General features: G+C 34.0%; 2 protein-coding genes. Both read right to left on the minus strand.

Translation table 11 applies throughout. The features are described from left to right. Positions 1–13: 13 nt before the first annotated feature. Entirely contained in the window at positions 14–997 is a 984-nt protein-coding gene (locus tag FLA105534_RS00195; protein ID WP_455424116.1) for an ISAon1 family transposase, read from the minus strand. After that, complete coding sequence (locus FLA105534_RS00200; RefSeq protein ID WP_173964039.1) at positions 990–1,337, minus strand: ISAon1 family transposase N-terminal region protein; 348 nt, start codon at positions 1,335–1,337, stop codon at positions 990–992. The genes FLA105534_RS00195 and FLA105534_RS00200 overlap by 8 nt, the downstream gene beginning before the upstream one ends. Positions 1,338–1,405: the final 68 nt, after the last annotated feature.

Genomic DNA, 1,405 nt, shown 5'->3' on the forward strand with positions numbered 1-1,405 from the left:
CAAAAGTTGGGGATTAGGCAAAAAGATTAGATAATCTGAACAAGAAAAAATCTATATTCCTCACTCCTCTGAATTGACTTCTAAAAGCTTTTATTTTAGCATTGAAAGATTCTGCCGAAGCATTTGTACTTCTATTATCAAAATAGTTTAAGATTGACTGGTAATTAATAGTTATGGTATTGAGTAGAATATTAAAGTTTTTAAAACCTGATTCTTCTACATTTCTATACCAATGTGCCAGTTTGGTCATGGCAATATGTTTGTCATTGTGGTTATTATATATTCCTCGAAGCTGTTGGTTTAAATTGTAAGCTGTTTTAATATCAGGATATAGTTCAAATACCATTTGTGCTCTTTCTTCTTGGCTATGAGTCCATTTTTCGCGAGATTTATAAAGTAGATACCTGCTTCTGGCTAATAACTGTTTAATAGAATCTCCATTAGGTAAAATCTTGGGAATGTATGTTTTGTTTTCTAATTTGGCTTGTAGTATCGATTGATTCTCAAAGTCCATAGCTTCCCAGCGATGTTTGATTCTAATCTCTTGTACTGCTTCGAGTGCTAATTTTTGAACATGGAACCGATCTGTAACCTGTATGGCTTTAGGAAAACATTTCTTAGAGATTAGCTTCATGGAATTAGCCATATCGAGCGTTATCTCTTTGACAAAAGATCTTTTCTTGTAATCAATCTTTCTGATGTGTTCTATAACCTGATCTGCTTTAGTTCCGGCAACAATAGCTACCAAGCAACCTTTTTTGCCTTTGAATTTCTTGTTGGTCAGGATAGTATAAAGTTCCCCCTGAGACAAAGCCACCTCGTCAATGGATAAATGAGTGCCCATGTTTTCAGGGTAAATCATCCATTGGTGCGCATGTTCGCGTGGAGCCCATGTATCAAACGAGCTTAAATGTTTTTTATATTGCCTTTGAAGCTTCTTTCCGTTAACTCCGAAAAAGCCTCCAATGGTATGACAATCTGTAGCACTCTTATCTATTAATTTCTTTTAAAAAAGCCGCAAACTCCTGAGTCATGCGAGTTCCTTTAGCAACTAAAGTCCAATCTCTTTTGATGATTTCTCCATTGGTTTTATTATTCCAACGGCGTCTTTTGATGTGTAAATACACAAATTTACCTCTTAATGGAAAATCCTGAATAGTAATCTCATCAAGAAACCCTTTGGAAATCAATTCAAAAGAATTAAACTCTTGTGGAGGTTTTATTTTTTCTTCAAAATACAGATGTAATACTTCTTCTGTGTTAGTGGTAGAAACTACTTCAAAGTGTTCTACTAAAAAATCAGGAAGCATAAATTTTAAAAGCTCTATAGGTGTCATATCTAATTCTTAGATTACAAATTTCTAATTTTATTTTGACATTCCTCCCCAGGTTTTGTTCTTGATCC

The sequence above is a fragment of the Flavobacterium collinsii genome (genome assembly GCF_902804485.1).
Lineage (GTDB): Bacteria > Bacteroidota > Bacteroidia > Flavobacteriales > Flavobacteriaceae > Flavobacterium > Flavobacterium collinsii.